Source organism: Reyranella sp., from assembly GCF_050185545.1.
Lineage (GTDB): Bacteria > Pseudomonadota > Alphaproteobacteria > Reyranellales > Reyranellaceae > Reyranella.
Genome location: NZ_JBFWZI010000023.1, coordinates 46,183 through 65,124 on the forward strand (window position 1 = coordinate 46,183; position 18,942 = coordinate 65,124).

Here is an 18,942-nt window from a genome sequence, read left to right on the forward strand (position 1 = left end):
CATTGCGAGTATCGCAATCGTGATTGGCAACCGCAACCGGATTGCCCCCATGCCCATGACCAGTTTCTCCCTTCTCGATCGCTGGACCCTGACCGTCCGAATCCTCGCTGAGATCGACTGTTCCGACGATACGCCACACGCCGCCAGGCTCGGCCAGGCCGTGTGGTGGGCGTGGCGCCGCGGCCTCGATCTCTGCGGGCTGAAACTCAGTTTCGCCGATCTTCGCGGCGCCAGGCTGCGCGGCCGGGCGCTGCGCGAGGTCGACCTCCGACAGGCCATCCTGCGCGGCGCCGATCTGCGTGATGCCGATTTGCGCGATGCCGACCTGGGTGGTGCGGATCTCGCCGATGCCGACCTGAGCGGTGCCGTCCTGCGCGGCGCGGCGATGCACGACACCGACTTGCGCTCGGTCAATCTCTACGGGGCAGATCTGAGCGGCGCCGATCTGTCGCGGGCGGTGTTGGGGGACGTCCCGGTCGTTCCGGCCATCGACGCCAGGATCCTGGCGGCAATCGACGCCGGAGGCCACCTCGAAACGGCTGCCTGGCATACGTGCGAGACGACCCATTGTCGCGCCGGCTGGGCCATAAAGCTCGCTGGACCGGCGGGCGAAGCGCTCGAGGAAGCCCTCGGCGCTGCCATCGCCGGCACCTTCATCTATGCCGCGAGCCGGCCTGGAATGCCGATTCCCGACTTCTATGCGAGCAACTCCGACGCGCTTGCCGACCTGCGCTTGGCGGCGACGCAGCGGGCGTGACCGCCGCACCGGGGTCACTCGCGTACTCGATCCGCCGGGCGCGCCGGCCGCTGCCGCTGCAGGCCCCCGGCAATGCTCCGTATCGGCGCTGGGCAGCGGCCGCCTGCTCCGCCGAGGTGGCCCATGCCCGGGATGATTTTTGGGCCTGCGTCCATCGCCTCGGGTTGGCCAGCCGGTTCGATCGCGACGACGGGTTCGGCGGTCACGAGGCGCCATTCCGCTTCGCCCACGAGGCGCACGCTTTCGCCGCCCTCGGATGGCTCGTCCATTTGCAGGCGCATGAGAGCGACCGACGGGGCCCCTGGGCGGCGCTGCGCTGGGACGTCTGGGACGCCGTGCGGCGCCGGCTCTGGTGGGTCGAGCGGCAACGCCTGTGGGCCGGCTTCGTGCGCAGTGTCGAGCGCTACCGGTCCACCCGCCGCGCGCTTGAGGTGATTTGAGCATCGTATTGCGAAATACGCATTGCGTACTTGCGGGCATCCTGTCACACTGGTTTCATTTCCGGCAGTGAGCCTCGACATGGACCACAAATGGCTGAAGGAGATGCTCGGGCGGCCCGGCTATTCCCAAGCCGGCCTCGCCGCGGCACTCGGCCGCAACCCGTCGGCCATCAACCGCATGGTGCGGGGTGAACGGCAGATCAAGGCGAGGGAGCTGCCGATCATCCTCAAATATCTCGATGAACCTCCCGGCGCGGAGGCGCTCGTCGCCGCGCCGCCGCCCAGTGCCCGTTTGCCTCGCGATGCGATGCCGCGCTCCAACGCGCGCTTTTCTCAAGATGCCGCGCCGCCGCCCGACGCGCGCTTGGCCCACGATGCCTTGCCGCGCCCCAACGCGCGCTTCGCCAGGGATGCGGTGCTGCCGCCCTACCGCAGCGAGATGCCGAAGGACGTGCCGGTCTACGGCACGGTGGTAGGCGGCGACGGCAACAATCTGGTCGACTTCGAGCTCAATGGCGCCGTCGTCGACTACGTCCGCCGGCCGCCGCGGCTGGCGGCGCGAGCCGATGTATTCGCGGCCTACGTGCAAGGCGATTCGATGATCCATTGGCGCGAGCCCGGCCAACTCGTCTATGTCGAGAGCGCCAAGCCGCCGCGGGTGATGGACTACGTCTTGGTCGAGCTCAGGCCGCCGGTCGGCGAGGGTACGCGGCCGGCAATGATCAAGCGCCTGCTCGCCGTCACGCCGACCAAGCTCCGGCTGCGACAGTACAATCCGCCGCGCGATTTCGAGGTGGATCGCCGCACCGTGCTGCGTCTCTATCGCGTCCTCGACTGGGACGAACTGCTCGGCGTGTAGCGCGACGCACCTCGCCTCGGCCAGGATGTGAACACATGAAATCGTGGCTCAGCGCAACTACGACACCGATCTCGACTCGGTCCAGCAGGAACCCCTGGATGCGCGCAGCAGCCATCTGCGCCGGCTGATCTTGCGGGCGATCGAGAACGGCGGCCGCCGCCATATCGGCCCGTCGCTCTCCCTGGTCGAGATCGTCCGCGTCCTCTACGACGAGTTCGTGCGCCACGATCCGGCCAACCCGCGCTGGCCGGGACGCGACCGCTTCATCCTGAGCAAGGGCCATGGCTGCCTGGCGCTCTACGCAGTGCTGGCCGACTGAGGCTTCTTCCCGGTCGAGGCGCTCGACAGGTTCTGCCGGTTCGACTCCTTCCTGGGCGGCCGAGACGATGGTGCCGGGGTAGAGGCAGAGGCCTGCAGCGGCTCGCTGGGCCGCGGCCTGTCGATCGGGCTCGGCACGGCGCTGGCCGCGCGCATGTCAGGGCGCGACAGCAAGGTCTATGTCGTTATGGGCGACGGCGAGATCAACGAAGGCTCGGTGTGGGAAGCGGCAGCCTGCGCCGACAAGCACCGCCTCGCCGACCCGAAGGCGGTGATCGACTACAACAAGATCCAGTCGGCCGGCAGCGTGTTCGAGATCCAGAATATGGAGCCGCTCGCCGACAAATGGCGAAGCTTCGGGTTCCGCGTCTTCGAGTGCAACGGCCACAGCGTCGCCGAGCTGCGCCGGGTGTTCCAGGCCACTGCCGCCGCGCCGCTCGACCGACCACGCGTCTGATCTGCCATACGGTGAAGGGCAAGGGCATCCCGGCGGCGGAGAACAATCCCGCCTGGCGCCATCGGACGGCACTGTCGGAAAGCGACCTCGACGCCATCCACGGCGCGCTGGGCAACTGAACCATGCGCAAGTGCAGCCTCGACATGGTCCATGCGCTGGCCCGCCGCGACGGGCGCGTGGTGTTCATCGGCTCCAACCTCTCGCCCAATCTTCTGGGCGACATGAAGAAGGAGTTTCCGCAGCGCTACTATATGGAAGGCATCTCGGAGGCCAACGTCGTCGGCATGGCCGCGGGCATGGCTCTCGAAGGCTACATCTCTTACGTCAACATCATCGCGACCTTCCTCACGCGACGCTGCTACGCGCAGGTCGCGGTCGATCTCTGCGTGCACGTCCTGCCGGTCCGGCTGATCGGCAATGGCGGCGGCTACGTTTATGCACCGTTCGGGCCGACGCACCGGGCGATCGAGGACATCGCAATCATGCGCGCGTTGCCGGATATGACGGTCACCGCGGCATGCGACGCCGAGGAGATGACCCGCCTGATGGAGGCATCGCTCGACCAGGCGTTCCTCGAGGTCGGCAAGGACGAAGGCCTGTTGCCGGCCTCCTTCCAGGGCAACAAGATTGCCGTCAAGCGGGCTCTGCTGGCCGAACGGCGCGACGGGCTCCTGTGGCAGACACTGCAGGGCCTGGTCTACGGCCGGCGAATCGACGCGGCGAGCCTGTTCGACGGGGCAGCGGACTTTCTCGCGCTGTGCCAGCAGCGTGGCACCGAAGTGCTGGTGGTCAGCCACAAGACCGAGCTTGCCCATCACGATCCGCTGTCGACCAACCTGCGCCACGCGGCGCTGCGCTGGATGGAGGCCAGGGGCCTGTTCGATTCCATGGGCCTCGAGCGGATTGACTGGGCGCTGCTTACAGCGCCATTGACGGAGGGGAAAGGCCCCTGCGAAGGCTCCCGTCGAGGCCCCTCTGATTCCGACGCCGGAATCTGAGCATTTTTGTCCATTCCCCGCTCCGTATGACGGGCACCTCCCCCGAAGACGCTCCCGTTGACGGGGGGCGAGTGGCGCCGCCGCGGATGCGAGTGATCACGTCGCCGAGAAGCGGCTCATGCTGTCCTTTTCGAGGCGGGTGGCGCGGCGGTAGGCGCGGATGACGTCGGCCACATCACCCGATTCGCGCACGCGGCCGTTATCGATCCACAGGGCGGACTCGCACAGGCGGGCGAGCTCGGTGGTCGAGTGGCTGACGAACAGCAGCGTGCCGGTGCGTCGGAAGCGGTCGATCCAGTCGACGCACTTCTTCTGGAAGGCCAGGTCGCCGACCGCCAGCGCCTCGTCGACGATCAGGATCTCGGCATCGATATGGGCGCAGATGGCGAACGCGAGCCGCATGCGCATGCCGATCGAGTAGAGCTTGATCGGCTGTTCCATGAACTCGCCGATGCCGGCGAAGTCGGCGATCGAGGCGAACTTGCCGACGATCTCGGCGCGCTTGAGGCCGAGCACGGCGCCGGCGATCAGGACGTTCTCCCGACCCGTCGCCTCGAGGTCGAAGGTAGCGCCCAGCGCCAAGACCGGCGCGACCCGGCCCCTGACCCAGATTTCGCCCTTGGTCGGCCGCGTCATGCCGCAGACGATCTGCAGCAACGTGGACTTGCCGCAGCCGTTGCGCCCGATGATCCCCAGGCTCTTTCCGCGGATCACCTCGAAGCTGACATCCTTCAGGGCCCAGAACGACTTGTAGTAGGGCTTCTCCTGGCTGCCGAACAGCACCTGCTTCACCCAGTCCTTGGGGCTGTCGTAAAGCTTGTAGGCTTTGGCGAGGTGCTTCGCCCTGATCACCACGTCAGCTTCAGATGACATCTGTGATGCTATCCTGCTGGCGGCGGAAGAACCAATAGCCGAACCAGAACATGAAGACGGAGAGGAACAGCGTCCAGGCGACGACCAGCAGGTTGGGAATCCGGCCGAACACCACCAGGTCGCGGATGATCTCGATGAACCCCGTGAGGATGTTGAGGTACATCAGCCGCATCATGTCGGGGTCGAGCTGCTCGTGCGAGAAGAACACCGGCGTGGCGAACATCAGCACCGGCGTCAGCGTCATCATCAGGTAGGCGGTGTCGCGCGTGAACGCGCCCATCGCCGACAGGAGCCAGGTGAGCCCGAGCAGGAACGCCAGGAACGGGATGTACCACAGCGGCAAGAGAAGAACTGTCCAGTGCAGCGAGCCGGAGAAGATCAGTTGGCAGAGCAGCATCAGCGCCAGGCCGATCGAGGCGTAGGTCGTCGCTCTGAGCGTCGAGATCACTGGCAGCATGTGGGCCGGGAACATGGTCTGCTTCAGGTAGTGGGCATATTCGTGCAGCAGGGAGGGCGCGCGATAGGCCATCTCGGCGAAGAAGTTGAAGGCGATCAGCCCGCCAAAAACGAACAGCGCGTAGTCGATCGGTGAGGACGCCTCGGCGTTGTTGGGCAACTTGACCGCGCCGTTGAACACCAGCGTGTAGGTGACCAGCATCAGCAGCGGGGCGAAGATTGCCCAAACCCAGCCGGCCACCGACCCGCTGAACCGCTCGCGTAGCTCGCGGCGCAGGATCGCGGCGATCAGGTCGCGGTTGCGCCAGGCGCTGGTGAAGGGCTCGGCGAGGAAGCGGCCGAGCCGGGCCGGCCAGCCGTTGTCGCCAGGTATGATCTCCTTGCCGTCGACGATGTGCAGCAGGGGCACGTCCTGCGCCGGGGGAGCAACGTGGCGCGGTGGCACATCATGCTCCCGGGTCACGTCGGGGTCCGGCCGATCCAAGTCTAGCTTAGTCATTGAAATTAAACGATAATCCTCGTTCCTGCGTGCAAGTCAATTGGTAGCAATTACCTGCCCGGCCTCCGCCGTCCCGGCTGAACTGAGGAACCTGCCCTTGCCCTGCAGGCCCGATTGCCCAGGGACACATCAAAGGCCGGCAACGAGGCGCCGCGGACTTCGCAGCGCATCTCTTAGAGTGTGACGGGGGCGCTTTCAATGCTGGCAACGGGGCGCGACGCCGTCGAGGCAACGCTGTTGCCAACCGGCATCAGGCGGGCGGGGCGGCATTGCCGCCAGTGCGGCGGGCCGGATAGGTCGCAAGGGGCCGCCATGCTGGCTTGACGGCCTCCGGAGCTTAGGCTAGCGGGACGCGCTTGATGTACTCCCACGTTGTCCGCCGCCGCACCCTCCTGATGGTCGAGGCCGGAGGTATGCGTCCGTGACGGACAGCAGCATCCTGCGGGCGGCGTTCGCGCCGCTCGCCCGCTTGTGGCGGCGCCAAGCTCAACCGATCGTGTTCGACGCGCCCTCGGGCGACGCCGAGCAGGACGCCGAGCGCCTCTACCGTGACGGCCTGCTCCGTGCGCGCCGCGGCGATGCCGAAGGGGCGCTTGCCCAATTCGACCAGGCGATCGCCCAGGTCCCGCTGGCCGACGCGATCGAGGCGCGGGCGGAATTACTGGATTCGCTCGGCCGATGGGAACTGGCGCGTCCCGAATACGAGCGCGCGCGGCGCTTGTGGTCGGAAGCGCCCGGCGGCATGCCCGACAGGCGCTACCTGTTCCGGCGCGGTGGCTCGTTCGCCTTCGAGATCGAGGCTTACGAGCTTGTTCGCAACAACGTCCGGAACAAGGTCCTGCCGCAACTGGCTCACGGCAATGCGCTGCTGGTGCGCGGCCGGGCCAAGGAGGCGCTCGACAGCTACGAGCGCGCGCTCAAGGCGAAACCCGACCTGCCCGAGATCCTGGCCCTCAAGGGCGAGGCGCTGGCAACCCTCGGTCGCTACGACGAGGCGATCCAGGTGTTCGACGGAGTGCTCGCGGCTCGGCCGAATGACGGTGAGACGCTGAACAGCCGCGGCATCGCGCGCATGGCGCTGGGCCGCATCGCCGAGGCCAACGATGATTGGCGCCGTCAGTTCGAGCTTCTGCCGCCGACGCAGCCCGCGGCTCGCGGCTGCGTGGCCCTGCGCCACGGAAACTACGGCGCGGCCTTCCACGAGTTCGGGCTGGCCCGCTCCAAGGAACCCCGCCAGCCCTGCTGGCTGCTTTACCGGCTTGCTGCCGGACGCCTGGCCGGGGTGTCGTCCGAGCCGTTCACCGTACCCGCCGGCAACGAGTGGCTGTCGGCGCTGATCGCGCTCTATGCCGGCCAGGCGACCGAGGAAGGCCTGCTCGGTCGCGCGAATTCCCTCGGCGGGCGTACCGAAGCACTGTTCCATATCGGGGTCGTGGCGCTCGGCGCCAACCCGGCAGTGGCGCGCCGCCACTGGCGCGAGGTCGCCGACCGTGGGCCGCCCGCGATGATCGAATACGCCGTCGCCCGCAACGAGCTGACCCGCCTCGGCGCCTGAAGGCCCTGCCCACATCGAGGAGCGCATGTTCTCGGTAATCCTCTACGGCCGCAACGACAGCCACGGCTACAACCTGCACAAGCGGGCGGCGATCAGCTTCAATGCGCTGGCCGAGGTGATGTCCGATCCCGACGACGAGATCCTGTTCGTCGACTACAACACGCCGGACGACCATCCGACCTTTCCCGAGGCGATCCACGATACGCTGACCGAGAAAGCCAAGAGGGTAATGCGCATCCTGCGGGTACGTCCCGAGCAGCACGCCCATCTCAGATCGAAGACGCATCTGGTCGCCCTCGAGGCGCAGTCGCGCAACGTGGCGCTGCGGCGCTCCAACCCGAACAACCGCTGGATCCTCTACACCAACACCGACATGCTGCTGGTGCCGCGCAACGAAGGCGAGTCCCTCAGCACCATCCTCGGCGACCTGACCGACGGCTTCTACCAGGTGCCGCGCTTCGAGATTCCCGAGATGCTGTGGGAAGCCGCCTTCGATCGCCGTGATCCGGCCGGCAATCTCGCCAAGCTGCGCGACTGGGCAGTGCGCTTCCATCTCAACCAGATCGTCCACAACTACATGCCGATGAAGTACGACGCCCTGGGCGACTTCCAGGCGGCATTGCGCGACGACATGTTCGCCATCCACGGCTTCGACGAGGACATGATCCTGGGCTGGCACTGCGATTCGAACCTGGCAGCCCGGCTCGCGCTCTATCGCGGCCGTGTCGACACGCTGATGGACAAGGTGTTCGGCTACCATTGCGACCACACGCGGGTCGCCGCGGCCAACAACAAGGGCCGCGCGACGCGCATGAACGACCAGGACCGCTTCATCTGGAACGTCGCCTCGCCTTACGTGCCGGGGCAGGCCGAGACCTGGGGCTGGCCCGACGTCGAGATCGAGGAGGTCCGGCTCGACCGCGACACTGCCTATCAGCGCTTCACCGCAGGCCTCGACAAGGCGATCGCGCCGGCCACGACGCCGTTCACCGGCACGAGCCTCGAATGGCAGCTATTCGAGGACCTTACCTACGACCTGCCGCACACCCTGCCGTTCGTTTGCGATCAGATGGTGACCTTTCCCAAGACGACCGCCGTGCTGGTCGCCGCGACGCGTCCCGACTTCCTGAGCGGTTTCGCCAGCGCCTGGAAAGGCATGGGCTTCACCGGTCCGCTGCTGGTGCCGACCGAATGCGAAGGCCTGCCGGCCGATCTCGAGGGCGTTGAGCGCGCCCCCATGAGCAGCCTGTTGCCGCGCGCCGAGATGTTCATCTTCGAATTCGGCCTGGCGACGCAGACCGCGACCGAGCCGGTGCGCACCGGGCGGGTCATGACGCCAGTCGACAAGAAGCGCCTGCGCGTGCTCGAGAAGCTGTTCAAGCGGGCGGCGGCGACCGAGGCCCAGACGCGACCCGTCGGCCGCCGCGGGGCCCGCCGTTTCATCGGCGTCAACGTGATCTACAACAAGTTCTGGACGGCGTTCACCGACTATGTCGGTGCCAACATCAATCCTTTCTGCAGCCAGGTCCTCGCCGGCCTGCCGCGCGAGGACGATTCGCTCAAGGGCAAGGTCCTGAAGTTCCGCGGTCGCCACGCGATCTGACGCCGGCCATTCTCCTCCCCAGCTTCTCTGCTACGGAGCGCGGGCACATCTCCTTCTCCTCCCCCGTCATCGGGGGAGGTGCCCCGTCATACGGGGCGGAGGGGGAAGGCTGCACACAAGATGCTTCTGATCCCGACGTCGGAATCGGAAAGACCCCGGCTGAGGCTCCCCCTCCGGCCCTTCGGGCCACCTCCCCCGATGACGGGGGGAGGAAAGGGAGAGGGCCGCTCCCTGGCGAATTCCCTTGGGAGGAGAATGCGGCGCTCGCGCCTCAGCGATGGATGGCGCGACTAGAATCGCAACCTCACCAGCCTCGCGTCGCTGGAGCGGCGCAGGAAAGCCTGCAGCCACATCAGGTCGGCGAGATGAAGGGCAGGCAATTCAAGCCGGGCGGCCTGCACCTGCTCGAGAAGCTCGGTGAAGGGCAGCTCGCGCGCGTGGATGATTTCGGCCGCGTCGGGCACCGGATCGGCGGTCCTGTGCGCGTCGAGAGCGAGGAAGCAGTGGATGCGATTGGTCTGGGCCGCGGGACAGACCGCGGCCGAGCCGATCGGATACCAGCGCGCGCCGGCATAGCCGGTTTCCTCGAGCAACTCGCGCCGGGCTGCCGTGAGCGGCGTCTCGGCGTCGTCGACGGTGCCCGCCGGGAATTCGGTCCGCACCCCGGCCACCCCGTGCCGGTACTGATCCACCAGCACGACGCGATCACCGGGCGTGAGCGCGATCACGTCGACCCAGTCGGGAAGCTCGACGATGGGTTGGCTGCCCGGCGGCTGGGCCAAGCGCAGCCGGAGCCAGCGATCGGCGAAGGCGTAGGTCGACGTACCTCGCCCAATCACGGGCCGCTAGCGGCCCGAACCGAGATAGAGCACGTCGGCCACCTCGGCGAACTTCGCCGCCGGCAGAGTGCGCCACAGGTCGAGCACGGTGAGGCGCTGTCCGTCGCGCTTGCACCAGGCCGGCGCGATCGCCTGATACTCGGGCCATGCCGTGGCGACGATCAGCAGGTCGCTCTCGCGCACCGCACCCTCGATCGAGGAAGCGCCGACGACCTTGTCGCCCAGCACCGCCATCGCTGCGTCCTGGGCCAGCGGATCGTGCACGGCCACGACATAGCCCATGTCGGCGAGCCGGGTCGCGAGCTTGACGCTGTGGCTTTCCTCGACGACCGGCGTTTGCGGCTTGTAGGACAGGCCGAGGATGGCGATGCGGGTGCCGGCCTTGGAGAACTTGGCGACCAGCCCGGTCAGCCGGTCGACCTGGTAGTTGTTGATGCGGTCGGTCGCCTCGGCGACGTCGGCGCGGGCGCCGATCTTGCGCGCCAGCGCGGCGAAGGCGACATTGTCGCGCGGGAAGCAGGGGCCGCCGTAGCCCATCGCGCCCTTTAGGTACTTCGCGCCGATGCGCGTATCCGCCCCCAACGCCCTGGTGACGACGTCGACGTCGGCGCCCGGCAGCCGGTCGCAGATGTCGGCCAGCATGTTGGCATAGGAGATCTTGGTCGTGACATAGGTGTTCACCGAGATCTTGGTGAGCTCGGCATTGATGAAGTTCATGCGCTGGACAGGCGGCTTCTTCTCGCACATCTGCAGATAGATCGTCTGCAGCATGTCGCCCGCCTTCGAATCGCTCTCCCCGATCAGGATCGAATCGGGGTAGAGCATGTCGCGCACGACGCTGCCGAGCGCGATGAACTCCGGGTTATAGCAGAGGCCGAGCTCCGGCCCTACCTTGCGGCCCGACGCCGCCTCGAGCGTCGCCTTGATCTCGCCGCCGGTGGTTCCCGGCATCACCGTGCTGGTGATGACCACCATGTGATAGCCGTTCTTGTTGCGCAGCGCCTTGCCGAGCGTTTCCATCGCCTGCAGCACGAAGCGATTGCTGAAGAAGCCGGTGCTGTCCGACGGGGTCGGTACGATGACGAAGCTCGCATCGCTTTGGCGCACGGCTTCGCCCGCCTCCATCGTCGCCGACAGGCGTTGTTTGTTGGCGGCGATCAGCTCGTTGAGCTGCGGCTCGACGATCGGCATCTTTCCGGCATTCAGAGCGTCGACCAGGGTCTTGCTGACATCGAGGCCGACGACCGTGAAGCCGCGGCTGGCCAGAACGGCTGCCAACGGCGCTCCGAGCTTGCCGAGACCGACGACCGAAACGCGAGGCAGAGAGGCTGCAGTCATTTCCATGTCCGATTTGAAGGCCGGTACTGATACTGTCGTCACCGGCGGGACGCCACCCCGAATCGACGGGCTGCGGGCGCCAATTCACAGCTTGCGCCGTCCCGTCGCAGGGGCGAAAAGTCCACAATCAAGACGCGCCAAATGCGAGGGAACCTGATGAAAGTCGAATTTTCGGCCGTTCCGAAGGCCTTTTCGGGCAACGTCGCGGTCTTCGTGGCGGCCGACAAGCAGCTTCTGGCGGCGGCGCAGGGGATCGACGCCTCGACCGGCGGCGCGATCACGCGGGCGCTCGAGGCCGGACGATTCACCGGGGCCAAGGACCAGACCGTCACCCTTCTCGGCCAGTCGGGCGACGTCGCGCGCCTGCTGCTGGTAGGCATCGGCAAGGGGCGTGAGCTCGATGCCCACGCTGCGGAAGGGCTGGGCGGCGTGATTGCCGGTGAAGCCAACGCGAGCGGCCACAAGGCGGTCACCGTGGTGGTCGATGCGGTCAAGGGCAGCCGCCTCAGCCCCGCCGAGATCGCCGCGCGCATCGCGCTGGGGGCGCGCCTGCGGACGTACCGATTCGGCAGGTACAAGACCAAGGACAAGCCCGAGCAGAAACTCTCGCTCGAGCAGCTCACGATCCACGTCGCCGGCCCGGCCGATGCGCGGCGCGCCTACCAGCGGCTGGAGCCCACCGTCGACGCCGTCTTCTTCACGCGCGACCTGGTGAGCGAGCCCGCCAACGTGCTGTTTCCGGCCGAGTTCGCCAAGCGCGCGCGCGACCTCTCCAAGCTCGGCGTCGAGATCGAGATCCTGGGCGAGGCCGAGATGAAGAAGCTCGGCATGCACGTGCTGCTGGGCGTCGGCCAAGGCAGCGAGCGCGACTCGCAGCTCCTCGTCATGCGCTGGATGAACGGGCCGAAGACGCAGCAGCCGATTGCGCTGATCGGCAAGGGCGTGTGCTTCGACACCGGCGGCATCTCGATCAAGCCGGCCGGCGGTATGGAAGACATGAAATGGGACATGGGTGGGGCTGGCGCCGTCACCGGTGCGATGCACCTGCTGGCCGGCCGCAAGGCTCGCGTCAACGTCGTCGGCGTCTGCGCCCTGGTCGAGAACATGCCGGGTGGCAACGCCCAGCGGCCGGGCGACGTGGTCACGAGCATGTCGGGCCAGACCGTCGAGGTGATCAACACCGACGCCGAAGGCCGCCTGATCCTGTGCGACGCCATGTGGTACGCGCAGGAGAACTTCAAGCCGCAGGCGATGGTCGAGCTATCGACCCTGACCGGCGCCATCATCGTGGCGCTGGGCCACGAGCGCGCAGGCCTGTTCAGCAACAACACCGCCCTGTCCAACAAGCTCAGGGCCGCCGGCTCGGCGCTGGGCGAGAAGCTGTGGCGCATGCCGCTCGGATCGAAGTACGACAAGCTGATCGATTCCGACATCGCCGACATGAAGAACGTCGGTGGCGGCCGCGATGGCGGCTCGATCACAGCGGCGCAGTTCCTGCAGCGCTTCGTGCAGGAGGGGGTGGCGTGGGCGCATATCGACATCGCCGGCGTCGCCTGGTCGACCAAGGGCAACAGCACGACGCCCAAGGGCGCCACGGCCTATGGCGTGCGCCTGCTCGATTCGTGGATCGCTGACAACTACGAACGCTGACGGGCAGATGGCGACCGAGGTCAATTTCTACCATCTGACCCGATCGTCGCTCGAGGACGCGCTGCCGCGCCTGCTGCTGAAGACGCTGCAGGCGGGCGAGCGGGCGGTGGTGATGCTGGGCTCGCCCGAGCGTGTCGACGCGATCAACACGCATCTCTGGACCTTCGACCACGACAGCTTCCTGCCGCACGGCGCGGCGCGCGACGGCGAGGCGGAACGCCAGCCGGTGTGGCTCACGCATCTCGACGAGAACCCTAACGGCGCTGCCTTCCTGTTCATCGCCGACCGCGCGCGGTCGGCGCGGGTCGGTGACTACAAGCGCTGCTTCGAGCTGTTCGACGGCCGCGACGAGACCGCCGTCGCCGAATCGCGCGAACGCTGGAAGGCCTACCGTGCGGCGGGCCATGCCGTCGCCTACTGGCAACAGGGCGCGGCGGGTGGTTGGGAGAAGAAGGGGTGACGGTCAGATTCCTCCCCAGCGAAGCTGGGGAGGAGAATGAGCAGTTCCGCTGGAGGGGAGGAGATTTTCATCGTCGCCGCTCGCGCGGATACCAGTAACCGCGCCAGGCCGAGGCGAGGCGCTCGCGAAGCGGTATCGGGCCTTCGGGGCGGTAGAAGCTCTTGGCGTCGGCTTCGAAGCTCGCCATGTAGTCGCGATAGCTGAGAGGTCGCCGCATGCGGTCGGCCTGCGTCTGGGCGGCGAGCAGGTCGAGGCCGGCGTCGATGTCGAGCAGCGGCGCCAGCGCGTCGCGCCGGTTGACGAGCAGGTCGGCGGCGGCATCCGGCACGTCCCACAGCGAGAACACGGCAGCGAGCTTGGCCAGCTTCGTCGCGCCGAGGCCGGCATTGGCGGCGGCGCGATGCGGCGCCAGCACGTCGCGCGCATAGTAGGCCTCGCCCTGGAATGGGCGACCCGACACCGTCTCCGCCGGCGTCGGCCAGATGTAGCGCGCCGGCAGGGCGCGCGTGGAGCAAGTGCGCACGTCGAGCCGGAACAGGTCGAAGCCGTGGCGCCGCATGAAACGGTCGGTGTTGTGGAAGGTGTGCTCGTGGGGCTGCTCGGTGCCGATAAAATTCACCTCGAGCTGCGCTGCGATCACACCCAGCGCATCGAAGCGGCCCGCGAAGGATTGCAGGATCTCGAAGTCGCCGCCGTCGATGTCGATCTTTAGATAGTCGAGATCGCTCCAGCCGCGCTCGGCCAGCAGCTCGGGTACCACGATGGGCTGTGTCGGATCGGCGAGGCCGGTCATCTCCCAGGCGTTGTGGCGAAGCTGCTCCTCGGTCGAGGCATGCCTGAGCCGCTCGTCTCGAATCTCGCGTGTGCGCATGAAGCTCAGGCGATCGCGCAGGCGCATGATGAGGGGCGCCGCCGGCCCTTGCGAGTGATCGACCGGCACGTCGGCCGCGCGGCTGACATAGGCAGCAACGTATGCGATGTCGGGATTGCGCTCGGCAGACTTCAGGCGCTCGCACTCGGTGACGCTGGCATCGATGCCGATGCAGCGCAGGTACGGCTCGAAGGCACGCCATTGCGGATCGATGCCGCCCGAGCAGCCGACATCGAGCAGCGAGAACCTGTCCGTTCCCAGCTTTCCGGCGACAAAGGCCGGGAACGAGATCGTCATGGCTGCGGTCAGACGGTCGCCACGGGAGTCGCCGGCGAGCCGACGGCGCCCGGCAGGCGGAGCGGCGGCGCGGTCAGCAGGCAGCGCGAGCGCTTGTTGTCGCGCAACCACAGCGCCAGGTCCTTCAACCACCAGATCTCGCCAAGATTGAGTCCGAGCTTGAACAGGCAATGGTTGTGCAGCGGCAGCGACGGATGCTCCGTACCCTCCGGACCGGGACGCGCCGGCACCGCCTCGACGCCGTAATTGTCGGCGATCAACGCGGCGATCTGGCTGTCGGTGATCCATTCGAGCAGGCGGTGGTCGCGCCCGTCGAGCACGCTGCACATCGCGTGTGCGCGCGCCGGATCGACTTTCTTATCCATCTTGAGGATCTCGTCGGTGAAGCCGGTGTAGAGCAGCAGCATGTCGCCGGGCTCGACCGTGACCTTGTCGGCGTCGAGCACGCGGCGGAAATCGTCGTAGTCGACATGCTTGTGGTCGCGCCCGAAATGCTTCTCGAGGTCGACCAGCACGGCGCGGCCCTGGATCGCCTTTGCCGCCATGTTCTCGACACCCAGCTTGTGGGCGTAGCTGAGATGCCCGCAGCCGTCGCGGCCGGCATCGGGCTGCGGGCCGACGATGTCGGAGCCGGCCTTGAAGCCGTTGTAGAACAGCGGCTCGGGCACGCCGTCGCCGTCGGCATCGAACAGGCCGCCGACGTGCGCGAGCGTGTCCCATTGCGTCGAGTACTGCAGGGTCAGGATCACGCGATCGTCGCACGCCACGTCCTGGAACAGGGGATTGATCGTGTTGGTGAGGAAGTTGAAGCGCCACCCGTTCTCATCGCCGGTCGGCGACAGCACCGGCGGCAGGCGGCGCGGGTTCAGAACGTTGCCGCCGGGATAGTCGAGCGGCAGGCTGAGACAGAAGGAGAGCCCTTCCTTCACCTCGGCGATGCCCTCCAGCACCTTCTTGGGCGTGATGAGGTTTAGCCGTCCAAGCTGGTCGTCATCGCCCCAATCGCCCCAGGTCGAGCCTTCAGGACGGTGCTTCCAACGCTTCATGAAACTTCTCCCTGCCGTGCGCGGGGGAGACTAGCGTGCAGCTTCGGCGCCACCAAGAGCGCATGGCTCCTGCGCGCAAAACCTCGAACGTCCGCGCTGCGGATCGTCTATAAAATTCACCTCGAAGAGGTCTTCATGTCTGCAGCGACGGTTCCGCTCAACAACGACGTCAAGGTCATGAGCCTGATTGGTGCGGCCCACGGCGCCAGCCACTACTATCAGCTCGCCTTCGCGACGATGCTGCTGATCGTCCGCAAGGAAGCCGGCTTGGAATTCACCGACGTCGGTCTCTTGACGGGCATTTTCTACGGTGTCTCCGGTATCGCCCAGACCGGCGCGGGCTTCGCGGTCGATCGCTTCGGCGCGAGGCCGATCCTGGCCGGCGGTCTGGCGGTCATCGGCGTTGCCCTGGCGCTGGTATCGGTTGCGCACTCGTTCGTGGCATTCGCCGCCATCGCCGTGGTTGCGGGCCTTGGCAATTGCGTATTCCATCCAGCGGATTTCGCGCTGCTCAACGCGTCAGTGAACCAAGGACGGCTGGGCCGGGCCTACAGCATACATGGCGTCGGCGGCTCGCTCGGATGGGCGGCTGCACCGGTCATGTACTTCCTCGACAGCATGTTCGGCTGGGTCGGGGCGGCGCTGATCGGCGCGACGCCGGGCCTCGTGCTTGCGGTTCTGGTGTGGTCGCAGCGCGAGACCCTGATCGATCATCGTGTCAAGGCGCGCGCCGCTGCGGCCAAGCATGGTGCGCCGCCGGCGTTCGGCCTGTTCCTGCAGCCGGCGATCCTGCTCTGCCTCGTCTACTTCGCCCTGATCGCAGCCAATACGGTCGGCATCCAGCAGTTCGCCGTGCCCGCCTGGGCCGACATGTTCGGCATCGGCGAGAACTACGCGGCGCTTTGCCTGATCGTGTTCATCGTGGGTTCGGCGGCCGGCGTGCTGGTCGGCGGCTTCTTTGCCGATCGGGTGCGCCGCCACGACCTGGTGGCGACCGTGGGCATGCTGATCGCCGCGGTGCTCACCGTGCCGATCGCCACCGCGAGCGTGCCGCCAGCGCTGCTGTTGCCGCTGCTCGCCCTGGCCGGCGCCGCCGGCGGGCTCACCAATCCCTCGCGCGACATGATCGTGCGCAGCGCCACGCCACCCGGCGCGTCCGGCAAGGTCTTCGGCTTCGTCTATTCCGGTCTCGACATCGGCTCGTTCCTGGCGCCGCCGCTGTTCGGTTTCCTGATGTCGTCGGGCATGCCGAGCATCATCTTCTGGATCGCCATCACCCTCTACATCGTCAATGCCGGGCTGGTGCTGTCGATCCATCAGAACACGGTCCGCACGGTGACGACGGCGCCGGCGGCGGCCGAGTAATCATCTCCTCCCCAGCTGCGCTGGTGTCGCCGCCTTACGGCGACGAAGGGATATTGCTGGGAGCGCGCCACTCCGATGGCGCTCATGGGATGTGTGATCTGCAAGTAGAGTGCTACGGGAGCGGGGCGCTCCCAGCAATGAAAGGTCACGCCGCCTCGTAGGCCTCCTGAGCGATCAGCCAGTCGTGCTCGGCGTGGGCGATCTCGCGCTCGAGCCGGACTTTCTCGCGCTGCAGGTCGACCACGTTGACAGTCGGATCGCTGTAGCTTGCCGGGTCGGCGAGCTTTGCCTCGATCTCGCTGCGCTGCTTGCCGAGCCTGGCGATGGTCTTCTCCAGCGCATCCAGTGCCTTCCTGAGCGGCGCCCGCTTGTTGCGCGCCTCGGCCGACTGCTTGCGCTGGTCCCTGCGCGAAGAGTCGGGCGCGGCTGCCGTGGCGGCCGGCTTCGGCGCCACGCTGCGCTCGCGCTCGCGGTCTCGTTCACGCTCGCGCCCGCCGTTCTTGCCGCCGCCGCGCTCGCGCAGCAGCCGCACCTGGTAGTCGTCGATGTCGCCGTCGAACGGTGTCACCTTGCCGCCGGCGACCACCCAGAGCTGGTCGGCGACCATCTTCACCAAGTGGGTGTCGTGGCTCACCAGCACGACCGCGCCGTCGAAATCGTTGATCGCGCTGACCAGCGATTCGCGCGCATCCATGTCGAGATGGTTGGTCGGCTCGTCGAGCAGCAGCAGGTGCGGCGCGTTGCGCGTGGCGAGCGAGAGCAGCAGGCGCGTCTTTTCACCGCCCGACAGCAGGCCGACCTTGAGATCGGCGCGCTCGCGCGAGAAGCCGAAGCGGCCGAGCTGGGCGCGTACCCTGGTCTCGCCGGCGGTCGGGCCGAGCGCGCTCGACATGTGCTGGAACGGCGTCGCCTCGTAGTCGAGGCCTTCCTCCTGGTCCTGCGAGAAGTAGCCGACCCGGAGCTTCGAGGTGCGCCGGATCCTGCCCTCGCGCGGCTGCAGGCGGTCGGAGAGCAGCCGGATCAGGGTCGACTTGCCGTTGCCGTTCTGGCCGAGCAGGGCGATGCGGTCGTCCATGTCGATGCGGAGGTCGATGCGGCGCAGCACGGGCGGGCCGTCGCCGTAGCCAACCGCGACCTCGTCGAGAGTCTCGATCGGCGAGGCGAGCTGGTCGGGCGGCGGGAAGTTGAAGGTGATCTGCTCGTCGACCGGCACCGTGACGATCGGCCCCAGCTTCTCGATCATCTTCAGGCGCGACTGGGCCTGGCGCGCCTTGCTGGCCTTGGCACGGAAGCGATCCACGAAGGCCTGCATGTGCTTGCGCTGGGCCGCGACCTTGGCCTGCTGCGCGGCGTCGTGCTCGAGCCGCTCGGCGCGAGTCCTCTCAAACCGGTCGTAGTTGCCGGCGTAGGTGACCAGCTTCTGGTTGTCGATATGGACGATGTGGTCGCACACGTCGTTGAGGAGGTCGCGGTCGTGGCTGACCATCAGCAGCGTATGGTGGAAGCGCTGCAGGTGCTCGGTCAGCCACATCTGCGCCTCGAGGTCGAGGTGGTTGGAGGGCTCGTCGAGGATCAGGAGATCGGGATCGCTGAACAGCGTGCCGGCCAGCGCCACGCGCATGCGCCAGCCGCCCGAGAACTCGCCGCACGGCCGCGCCTGCGCGGCGTTGTCGAAGCCCAGACCATGCAGAATGGCGGCGGCGCGCGCTGGCCCTGCCGCGGCGCCGATCTCGTCGAGCCGGGCGTGGATGTCGGCCAGCCGCATGCCGTCGTGACAGGTCTCGGCCTCGGCCAGAAGTGCCGTGCGCTCGACGTCGGCCGCCAGCACGGCGTCGATCACCTTGATGTCGCCGCCGGGCGGATCCTGCGGCACCGAGCCCACGCGCATGCGGCCGGTCATGCCGATCGAGCCGCCGTCGGCCTCGATCAGACCCTGGATCAGGCGCAGCAGGGTCGACTTGCCGGCGCCGTTGCGCCCCACCAGGCCGACCTTCCAGCCGTCGGAAATGGCCGCCGACGCGCGATCGAACAGCACGCGCTCGCCGTGGCGGAATGAGAGGTCGTTGACGTGAAGCATGGGGCCGCGGCGTTTAGCATGCCGGGCGCCTCCATCCAACCGGCCCAATCCAACCGGCTGTCGGTAGCTAATCAAGTTGTCCGGTTTTGGTAGCACATCAAATGTCCGCTTCGTGAGTTTGACCTGGCCGGATTGGAAGCGGCGGACGCCCCGGCCGGGTATGTCCGCCTATAGGGCGGGCGGT

16 protein-coding genes and 1 pseudogene are annotated in these 18,942 nt (G+C 67.2%); 10 read left to right on the top strand and 7 right to left on the bottom strand.

Features of this window, described 5'->3' with window-relative positions; translation table 11 throughout:
* Positions 1–49 precede the first annotated feature (49 nt).
* From AB7O82_RS09155 to AB7O82_RS09175, 5 genes and pseudogenes are all read left to right on the top strand, one after another.
* On the top strand, positions 50–757 hold the full coding sequence (locus AB7O82_RS09155) for a pentapeptide repeat-containing protein (RefSeq protein ID WP_428619218.1): 708 nt from the start codon (positions 50–52) through the stop codon (positions 755–757).
* Positions 754–1,197, top strand: coding sequence for a hypothetical protein (locus tag AB7O82_RS09160; protein WP_428548402.1), 444 nt, complete (start codon positions 754–756; stop codon positions 1,195–1,197). The genes AB7O82_RS09155 and AB7O82_RS09160 overlap by 4 nt, the downstream gene beginning before the upstream one ends.
* Before the next feature lie 79 nt (positions 1,198–1,276).
* On the top strand, positions 1,277–2,056 hold the full coding sequence (locus tag AB7O82_RS09165) for a LexA family transcriptional regulator (protein ID WP_428619221.1): 780 nt from the start codon (positions 1,277–1,279) through the stop codon (positions 2,054–2,056).
* A 43-nt stretch (positions 2,057–2,099) separates the two neighbouring features.
* Positions 2,100–2,831: pseudogene (locus tag AB7O82_RS09170) on the top strand (transketolase).
* Between the two features lie 122 nt (positions 2,832–2,953).
* Entirely contained in the window at positions 2,954–3,829 is an 876-nt protein-coding gene (locus AB7O82_RS09175) for a hypothetical protein (RefSeq protein ID WP_428549242.1), read from the top strand.
* 96 nt (positions 3,830–3,925) lie between these two features.
* Here AB7O82_RS09175 and AB7O82_RS09180 read toward each other — a convergent pair whose 3' ends face one another.
* Together AB7O82_RS09180 and AB7O82_RS09185 are read right to left on the bottom strand one after the other, a co-directional pair.
* Positions 3,926–4,702 (bottom strand): ABC transporter ATP-binding protein, encoded by a 777-nt coding sequence (locus AB7O82_RS09180; protein ID WP_428549244.1) that lies wholly within the window; start codon positions 4,700–4,702, stop codon positions 3,926–3,928.
* A complete protein-coding gene (locus AB7O82_RS09185; protein ID WP_428549246.1) occupies positions 4,692–5,603 on the bottom strand; it encodes an ABC transporter permease in 912 nt (303 codons plus the stop codon). The genes AB7O82_RS09180 and AB7O82_RS09185 overlap by 11 nt, the downstream gene beginning before the upstream one ends.
* Before the next feature lie 475 nt (positions 5,604–6,078).
* On the opposite strand from AB7O82_RS09185, the gene AB7O82_RS09190 reads away from it, so the two are divergent.
* Together AB7O82_RS09190 and AB7O82_RS09195 are read left to right on the top strand one after the other, a co-directional pair.
* A complete protein-coding gene (locus AB7O82_RS09190; RefSeq protein WP_428549248.1) occupies positions 6,079–7,212 on the top strand; it encodes a tetratricopeptide repeat protein in 1,134 nt (377 codons plus the stop codon).
* Between the two features lie 25 nt (positions 7,213–7,237).
* Entirely contained in the window at positions 7,238–8,815 is a 1,578-nt protein-coding gene (locus tag AB7O82_RS09195; protein ID WP_428549250.1) for a hypothetical protein, read from the top strand.
* A gap of 290 nt (positions 8,816–9,105) precedes the next feature.
* Here the strand turns inward: AB7O82_RS09195 and AB7O82_RS09200 are convergent, their stop codons facing one another.
* Positions 9,106–9,654 (bottom strand): NUDIX hydrolase, encoded by a 549-nt coding sequence (locus AB7O82_RS09200; protein WP_428549252.1) that lies wholly within the window; start codon positions 9,652–9,654, stop codon positions 9,106–9,108.
* Between the two features lie 6 nt (positions 9,655–9,660).
* Complete coding sequence (locus AB7O82_RS09205) at positions 9,661–10,992, bottom strand: UDP-glucose dehydrogenase family protein (RefSeq protein WP_428619224.1); 1,332 nt, start codon at positions 10,990–10,992, stop codon at positions 9,661–9,663.
* 156 nt (positions 10,993–11,148) lie between these two features.
* Between AB7O82_RS09205 and AB7O82_RS09210 the strand changes: the two genes are divergently transcribed.
* Positions 11,149–12,642, top strand: coding sequence for a leucyl aminopeptidase (locus AB7O82_RS09210; RefSeq protein ID WP_428549256.1), 1,494 nt, complete (start codon positions 11,149–11,151; stop codon positions 12,640–12,642).
* Between the two features lie 7 nt (positions 12,643–12,649).
* Positions 12,650–13,102 carry a DNA polymerase III subunit chi gene (locus AB7O82_RS09215; RefSeq protein WP_428549258.1) on the top strand — a complete coding sequence of 151 codons (453 nt, stop codon included), beginning with the start codon at positions 12,650–12,652 and terminating at the stop codon, positions 13,100–13,102.
* A 67-nt stretch (positions 13,103–13,169) separates the two neighbouring features.
* Here AB7O82_RS09215 and AB7O82_RS09220 read toward each other — a convergent pair whose 3' ends face one another.
* Positions 13,170–14,270 (bottom strand): FkbM family methyltransferase, encoded by a 1,101-nt coding sequence (locus AB7O82_RS09220; protein WP_428549260.1) that lies wholly within the window; start codon positions 14,268–14,270, stop codon positions 13,170–13,172.
* An 8-nt stretch (positions 14,271–14,278) separates the two neighbouring features.
* Positions 14,279–15,316: a cyclase family protein gene (locus AB7O82_RS09225; protein ID WP_428549262.1), complete on the bottom strand. Its 1,038-nt coding sequence runs from the start codon at positions 15,314–15,316 to the stop codon at positions 14,279–14,281.
* Between the two features lie 135 nt (positions 15,317–15,451).
* Here AB7O82_RS09225 and AB7O82_RS09230 point away from each other — a divergent pair, with 135 nt between their 5' ends.
* The gene (locus AB7O82_RS09230) at positions 15,452–16,681 is read left to right on the top strand and encodes an MFS transporter (RefSeq protein WP_428549264.1); all 1,230 of its coding nucleotides are present in this window, start codon (positions 15,452–15,454) and stop codon (positions 16,679–16,681) included.
* A 145-nt stretch (positions 16,682–16,826) separates the two neighbouring features.
* Here AB7O82_RS09230 and AB7O82_RS09235 read toward each other — a convergent pair whose 3' ends face one another.
* On the bottom strand, positions 16,827–18,758 hold the full coding sequence (locus tag AB7O82_RS09235) for an ABC-F family ATP-binding cassette domain-containing protein (RefSeq protein WP_428549266.1): 1,932 nt from the start codon (positions 18,756–18,758) through the stop codon (positions 16,827–16,829).
* Between the last annotated feature and the right edge of the window lie 184 nt (positions 18,759–18,942).

What these genes read in the sequence shown, in the direction of transcription:
- AB7O82_RS09155 (WP_428619218.1), top strand. Translation starts at nt 50, where the DNA reads ATGCCCATGACCAGTTTCTCCCTTCTCGATCGCTGGACCCTGACCGTC.
- AB7O82_RS09165 (WP_428619221.1), top strand. Translation starts at nt 1,277, where the DNA reads ATGGACCACAAATGGCTGAAGGAGATGCTCGGGCGGCCCGGCTATTCC.
- AB7O82_RS09175 (WP_428549242.1), top strand. Translation starts at nt 2,954, where the DNA reads ATGCGCAAGTGCAGCCTCGACATGGTCCATGCGCTGGCCCGCCGCGAC.
- AB7O82_RS09180 (WP_428549244.1), bottom strand. Translation starts at nt 4,702, where the DNA reads ATGTCATCTGAAGCTGACGTGGTGATCAGGGCGAAGCACCTCGCCAAA.
- AB7O82_RS09195 (WP_428549250.1), top strand. Translation starts at nt 7,238, where the DNA reads ATGTTCTCGGTAATCCTCTACGGCCGCAACGACAGCCACGGCTACAAC.
- AB7O82_RS09205 (WP_428619224.1), bottom strand. Translation starts at nt 10,992, where the DNA reads ATGACTGCAGCCTCTCTGCCTCGCGTTTCGGTCGTCGGTCTCGGCAAG.
- AB7O82_RS09210 (WP_428549256.1), top strand. Translation starts at nt 11,149, where the DNA reads ATGAAAGTCGAATTTTCGGCCGTTCCGAAGGCCTTTTCGGGCAACGTC.
- AB7O82_RS09215 (WP_428549258.1), top strand. Translation starts at nt 12,650, where the DNA reads ATGGCGACCGAGGTCAATTTCTACCATCTGACCCGATCGTCGCTCGAG.
- AB7O82_RS09220 (WP_428549260.1), bottom strand. Translation starts at nt 14,270, where the DNA reads ATGACGATCTCGTTCCCGGCCTTTGTCGCCGGAAAGCTGGGAACGGAC.
- AB7O82_RS09225 (WP_428549262.1), bottom strand. Translation starts at nt 15,316, where the DNA reads ATGAAGCGTTGGAAGCACCGTCCTGAAGGCTCGACCTGGGGCGATTGG.
- AB7O82_RS09230 (WP_428549264.1), top strand. Translation starts at nt 15,452, where the DNA reads ATGTCTGCAGCGACGGTTCCGCTCAACAACGACGTCAAGGTCATGAGC.
- AB7O82_RS09235 (WP_428549266.1), bottom strand. Translation starts at nt 18,758, where the DNA reads ATGCTTCACGTCAACGACCTCTCATTCCGCCACGGCGAGCGCGTGCTG.